General features: G+C 69.9%; 7 protein-coding genes and 1 pseudogene. 6 read left to right on the plus strand and 2 right to left on the minus strand.

Annotated features, from left to right (window positions below):
- The 4 genes from QQK25_RS21990 to QQK25_RS22005 form a co-directional block, all read left to right on the plus strand.
- The coding region (locus QQK25_RS21990; RefSeq protein ID WP_284189881.1) for a helix-turn-helix domain-containing protein at positions 1 to 359 on the plus strand (359 nt) is incomplete at its 5' end.
- 97 nt (positions 360 to 456) lie between these two features.
- Positions 457 to 2,121 carry a fatty acid--CoA ligase gene (locus tag QQK25_RS21995; protein ID WP_284189882.1) on the plus strand — a complete coding sequence of 555 codons (1,665 nt, stop codon included), beginning with the start codon at positions 457 to 459 and terminating at the stop codon, positions 2,119 to 2,121.
- A 177-nt stretch (positions 2,122 to 2,298) separates the two neighbouring features.
- Positions 2,299 to 2,658, plus strand: a complete 360-nt coding sequence (locus QQK25_RS22000) for a DUF1302 family protein (RefSeq protein ID WP_284189883.1) — start codon at positions 2,299 to 2,301, stop codon at positions 2,656 to 2,658.
- Positions 2,659 to 2,760: 102 nt separating this feature from the next.
- Positions 2,761 to 3,558 (plus strand): enoyl-CoA hydratase/isomerase family protein, encoded by a 798-nt coding sequence (locus tag QQK25_RS22005; RefSeq protein WP_284189884.1) that lies wholly within the window; start codon positions 2,761 to 2,763, stop codon positions 3,556 to 3,558.
- 6 nt (positions 3,559 to 3,564) lie between these two features.
- Here QQK25_RS22005 and QQK25_RS22010 read toward each other — a convergent pair whose 3' ends face one another.
- Entirely contained in the window at positions 3,565 to 3,762 is a 198-nt protein-coding gene (locus QQK25_RS22010; RefSeq protein WP_284189885.1) for a hypothetical protein, read from the minus strand.
- Between the two features lie 26 nt (positions 3,763 to 3,788).
- Complete coding sequence (locus QQK25_RS22015) at positions 3,789 to 4,535, minus strand: YdcF family protein (protein ID WP_284189886.1); 747 nt, start codon at positions 4,533 to 4,535, stop codon at positions 3,789 to 3,791.
- A 171-nt stretch (positions 4,536 to 4,706) separates the two neighbouring features.
- On the opposite strand from QQK25_RS22015, the gene QQK25_RS22020 reads away from it, so the two are divergent.
- Both QQK25_RS22020 and QQK25_RS22025 read left to right on the plus strand, forming a co-directional pair.
- Complete coding sequence (locus QQK25_RS22020; RefSeq protein WP_284189887.1) at positions 4,707 to 5,228, plus strand: DUF2802 domain-containing protein; 522 nt, start codon at positions 4,707 to 4,709, stop codon at positions 5,226 to 5,228.
- A pseudogene (locus tag QQK25_RS22025) lies at positions 5,225 to 5,563 on the plus strand (hypothetical protein); the annotation flags it as partial. The gene QQK25_RS22020 and the pseudogene QQK25_RS22025, both read left to right, overlap by 4 nt.

A 5,563-nucleotide genomic window follows, 5' to 3' on the forward strand; every position in this document is an offset into this window, starting at 1 on the left:
TGGCCGGCCAGCGCCCCCGCGCGGTGGCGGGGCTGGCGGTGCTGCTGCCGTTCGCCGACCAGGCCGGTATGGTGCGCAGCCTGCTTGATGCCGGCCCACTCGTCGAGGCGCTGCTGGCCGAAGCCCGGGCCGGTGCCGCCGTCGATGCGCCGGAGCGGCTGTCGGCCCGCGAGCACGACATCCTGCAGCGGGTTGCCCAGGGGCTGTCGAACAAGGCCATCGCCCGCGAGGCGCAGGTGACGCCCGAAACGGTGAAGTGGCACCTCAGCAACATCTACGCAAAGCTCGGCGCCCGCAGCCGGACCGAGGCCATCCACCGGGCCCGGCAGGCCGGCCTGCTGCGCCCGCCACCCGGCTGAGCCCCGGCTGCCCCCCTTTCGGGGGGGCGATTTCACCCCGCCCTCCGGCTAAGCTGCGGACGCTTCCGTCAGACCATAACAGCCCGAGGAGACAATCGTGCAAACCGACATCCGTGCCACCGGAGACGCTGCCGCGTCCGCCGACCAGCCTTACGCCTACCCGCTGCTCATCAAGCAGCTCCTGCACACGCCGCTGGCCCACGCGCCCGATCAGGAGATCGTCTATCGCGACGTGTGCCGCCACACCTACCGCGATCTCGTTGCCCGCATCGGCCGCCTGGGCAGTGCCCTCAGCCGGCTCGGCGTGGGCCAGGGCGACACCGTGGCGGTGGCCGACTGGGATTCCCACCGCTACCTCGAGAGCTACTTCGCGATCCCGATGCTGGGCGCCGTGCTGATGACCGTGAACGTGCGCCTGTCGCCCGAGCAGATCGCCTACACCATCGACCACTGCGGCGCCGAGACGCTGCTCATCAACACCGAATTCCTGCCCATCCTCGACGGCATCCGCGAGCGCCTGCCCAAGCTCAAGCGCATCGTGCTGCTCTCCGACGAGCCCTGCGACCCGGCCGCCGTTGGCGCGGTTGGCGAGTACGAAGCCCTGCTGGCCGCCGCCGATCCGCAGCACGCATTTCCGGATTTCGACGAGAACACCCGCGCCACCACCTTCTACACCACCGGCACCACCGGGCTGCCGAAGGGCGTGTTCTTCAGCCATCGCCAGCTGGTGCTCCACACCCTCGGCACCCTCGGCGGGCTGGCCGGCGCCGCGTCGGGCCAGCGGCTGCACCGGGGCGACGTGTACATGCCGATCACCCCGATGTTCCACGTCCACGCCTGGGGCCTGCCCTACGTGGCGACCATGCTGGGCGTGAAGCAGGTCTACCCCGGCCGCTACGTGCCCGACATGCTGCTCCAGCTGCGCCGTACCGAAGGCGTGACCTTCTCCCACTGCGTGCCCACCATCCTGCAGATGCTCCTGCTGGCGCCGGCCGCGAAGGAGATGGACCTGTCCGGCTGGAAGATGGTGATCGGCGGTTCGGCCTTCACCGTGGGCCTCGCCACCCAGGCGGTGGCGCGGGGGATGGACGTGTTCACCGGCTACGGCATGTCCGAGACCTGCCCGATCCTGACCCTCGCCCAGCTCAAGCCCGCCGACCTGGACCTGCAGCCCGAGCAGACCGTGCCCGACCGTTGCCGCACCGGCCTGCCGATTCCGCTGGTGAACCTGCGCATCGTCGACGGCAACCTGGAGGACGTGGCCCACGACGACCAGGCCCAGGGCGAGGTGGTCGTGCGCGCCCCGTGGCTCACCCAGGGCTACCTGAAGGACGCCGACGCCACCGCCCACCTGTGGCGCGGCGGCTGGCTGCACACCCAGGACATCGGCCGCATCGCCCCGAGCGGTTCGCTGCAGATCACCGACCGCATCAAGGACGTCATCAAGTCGGGCGGCGAGTGGATCTCGTCGCTGGAGATCGAGACCCTGATCTCCCAGCACCCGGCGGTGGCCGAGGTGGCCGTGCTGGGCGTGCCCGACGCCCGCTGGGGCGAGCGCCCGCTGCCGGTGGTGGTGCCCAAGGCCGGCGCCGAAGGCGTGACGGCGGAGGACATCATCGCCCACCTGCGCGCCTTCGCCGATGCGGGGCGGATCTCGCGCTTCGCGGTGCCGGATCAGGTGCGCTTTGCCGACAGCCTCGAGAAGACCAGCGTCGGCAAGATCAACAAGCGCCAGATGCGCGAGCGCTACGCCGCCGGCTGAGACGCACGCCAGCAGGATCATCGCCCCCGCCAAAGAGGGGCGCGATCCGCCAAAGGAGGAAATCCGGATGTCTCAAGACCCTGCCCGCCGGGCAGGCATCGCCCTGCTCATCGCCCCGTGCCTCGTGCTTGCCGCCGAGGCCGACGCGCCCTTCACGCTCCGCGGCTGCGCCTGAGCGTGTCCCAGGCGCAGCTGGCCGGCGTGTGGCGCCTCGACCGCGTTCTGTACGGCATCGGGACGGTGGCCGGGGCGTGTTCCAGCGTCGCCAGCCACTGCGCCAACGCCGGTTACGTGACCCGCAGCGCCTGGGGCCATCGCCTGCGCGCGGCCTGGCGCTACGCCGGTCTTGCCGACGGCGTGTTGCTGAGCCCGGTGATGAGCCGGGCCCACGACGTGAAGGTGTGGTCGGCGGACGGGCTCTTCAACGAGGGCCTGCGCTACGTGGCCGAACTGGGATGGACGAACACCTTTTGCGGCACCTGCAACAACGCCCGGGACCGGGATTTCGTGAGCCTCTCGGCGGGGCTGCGGTTCTGACGAAGGCACCACCCGGGCGCGCGGTCTCGGTCTGCTTCCGCCGCCCGGGCTTAGCGGTCAAAATGGCGCTTGTCGAACCATGAACCACAGGAACCGCTTTCCATGACATCTCCCATCCTGCTCGATGTGGCCAACGGCGTCGCGACGCTGACCCTCAACCGGCCGAAGGCGCTCAATGCGTTGTCCTTCGACATGATGCACGCCCTGTCCGACGTGACTGCCCAGCTCGCCCATCGGGACGACCTGCGGGTGGTGGTGATCCAGGGCGCCGGCGACCACTTCATGGCCGGCGGTGATCTCAAGGATTTTGCCGGCCAGCTGCACCTGTCGCCGGAGAGCCGGATCGCCAGCTTCCGGGCGACCATCGAGCAGCACATCAACCGCAGCGTCGAGGCCCTGGCCGAACTGCGCGTGCCGGTGATCGGCCGCGTGCATGGCGCCTGCGCGGGCTTTGGCCTGTCGCTGGCGCTGGGCTGCGACATGGTGGTGGCGGCCGACAACGCCTATTTCACCACCGCCTACGCCAGCATTGCCCTGTCGGGCGATGGCGGGGTGTCGTGGTTCCTGCCGCGTATCGTCGGGCGCCACAAGGCCTTCGAGTTGCTGCTGATGGCCGACCGCTTCGACGCCACCGAAGCCCAGCGCCTGGGCGTGGTGAACCGGGTCGTGCCGCTGCCCGAGCTGGATGACGCGGTGGCCGCGCTGGTGCGTCGCATCCTGAACGGCCCGCGGGAGACCTACGCCGAGATGAAGCGCCTGCTCAACCAGTCGCCCGACCAGAGCCTCGACACCCAGCTGCTGCTGGAGGCCGAAGCCTTTGCCCGCTGTTCGGCCCGGCCGGATTTCGACGAAGGCATCAACGCCTTCCTGGGCAAGCGCAAGGCCAGCTTCAGCCGCTGAGGCGCCTCAGTGCCGTGGCCTGAACTCGCCACACCAGGCCAGCCCGCTGACGATCGGAAAACGCCAGTGGTGATCCTCGCGGGGTGACTGGGCGCCAGCGAAGGCCGGTGGGTAGCGATGGCAGGTGCCGAGGGTGCTCTCGGCAGCCATGAAGAACCTGCATTGCCGGCAGGCGTCGTCGTTGGGGCGGGTGTCGTCGTGCATGGGGCGGGCAGGGTTGCGGATCGGGTTCAGCGGCTCAGGCGGTAGGCCAGCAGGCCCAGCCACTCGTGGATGGCGTAGGTGCCGGCGTAGGTCGAGTTCATGTTGGGCAGGCGGGGCAGGGTGTCGTCCGCCGGGCCGCGGCGGAAGAAGCCGGTCGGCGCGGGGATCACCGCCAGTCCGGCCGCCTCGAAGGCTTCCACCGAGCGGCGCATGTGGGCGGCGTGGGTCACCAGCACCACCCGTTTCACGCCCTCGGTGTGCAGCAGCGCGGCGCTCATCCGGGCATTGTCGCGGGTGTCCAGCGAGGCGGCTTCCACCCACTTCACGGGCAGCCGGAAATCTTCTTCCAGCGCGGTCTTCATCAGCTCGGCCTCGGGCTGGCTGCCGCTTGGCGCGCCGCCGCTCACCAGCACCGGCAGGCCCGACTGACGGGCCAGGCGGGCGCCGTAGCGCACCCGTTCGAGGGTGAGGCGATTGACCGTCTGGCCGCCGAATTCCGGCGCGTTGGTGCGCGCGCCGCCGCCCAGGATCACGATCGCCTCCGCGTCGGCCAGTTGCGCCGGCTGCAGCACCGGGATGTCTTCGAGGCCGCCGAGGAGGGCGTCCACCGCCGGGGGCATCGTCACCAGCAGGGCCACGGCGAGGCCGCTCCAGGCCAGCACGCGGCCTGCGCGCGGACGCCAGCGAAGCAGCAGCAGGCCGCCGCAGATCAGGATCAGCGGGGCCAGCGGAGGCATCAGAAGCAGGGCGATCAGCTTTTTGAGGAGGAACATGATGAAAAGACGCGCACAGACGAAGAAGTCGCATTGTGGCTGAAGAGGCGCGCGGCTATTATCGCAGCGTCAAATTCATGTCGTACAAGCGCCAGTTTCCAGGGGAACGATCATCGTCAGCCAAAGGTTTCAGTCAAAAGAATGCGGCGCCGCAGCCAGGGAGCCGGGCCGATGATCGATGTAGGTCTGCGGGAGGGTGTCTGGGCGCTGGTCGCCGTGCTCTCCATCTATCTGGCGATCATCCTGTTCCGTCTGGCCCTGCCGGGCAAGGCCGCCAGCACCGCGGAAGCCCCCGGCCGCTCGCCCCAGACGGTGGTGGCCGACGTTGCGGCCGTGCCGGCGCCCGCCCCGATGGCGCCGCACAACCCGCTCGAAGTGCCCCAGGAGACCCTCAACGAACTCGAGATCCAGCAGCTGCGTCGGGATGTAGCCCAGCTGCGCACCGAACAGGATTTCCTGCGTAGCGAGCTGGTGGCCCTGCGCCTTGATCTCAATGAAATGCAGTTGGCCCATGATCGGGCCCAGGCCCAGCCGCAAGCCCAGTATGTGCGGCCGGAGTCGCCGCAGCACTCCGAAGCCATGCTGCTGGCCGGGCGCGGCATTCCCGCAAGCCAGATTGCGGAGCACTGTGGTATCTCGGTGGCAGAAGCCGAACTGGTCTGCGCGCTGGCGCGGGCCGAGGGGGGAGCATGACGGACAGACCGGATGTGCCGGACGATGACGAGGACGAAGATCCCCGCCGGCAGCTGTGGGTACGCGCGGGCGTCGCAGGGGGGCTGATTGCCGTCCTCCTGGGCGGCCTGGCGGTTTTTGATCACCTTTCCCGGCCGCCTCAGCCCGAGGCGGTGGTGGTGCCCACCAAGCCGATTGCGCCGGCCCAGGTGACGCCGCTGCCCGAGCCCGGCCGCGATGCCCCGCCCGACGTGGTGCGCGCCGCGGCGCCGGCCGAACCCGAACCACAGCCGCCCGTCGAGGGCAGTTCGACACCGCCGCCGCTGCCCACCGGTGACAAGGGCGACAGGCTCGTC

Origin of the sequence: Zoogloea oryzae (assembly GCF_030161255.1) — a bacterium.
Classification (GTDB): Bacteria; Pseudomonadota; Gammaproteobacteria; order Burkholderiales; family Rhodocyclaceae; genus Zoogloea; species Zoogloea oryzae.

Bases quoted from the DNA above. Each gene is read 5' to 3' on its own strand.
- QQK25_RS22005 (WP_284189884.1), top strand. From the start codon at position 2,761: ATGACATCTCCCATCCTGCTCGATGTGGCCAACGGCGTCGCGACGCTG.
- QQK25_RS22010 (WP_284189885.1), bottom strand. From the start codon at position 3,762: ATGCACGACGACACCCGCCCCAACGACGACGCCTGCCGGCAATGCAGG.
- QQK25_RS22015 (WP_284189886.1), bottom strand. From the start codon at position 4,535: ATGTTCCTCCTCAAAAAGCTGATCGCCCTGCTTCTGATGCCTCCGCTG.
- QQK25_RS22020 (WP_284189887.1), top strand. From the start codon at position 4,707: ATGATCGATGTAGGTCTGCGGGAGGGTGTCTGGGCGCTGGTCGCCGTG.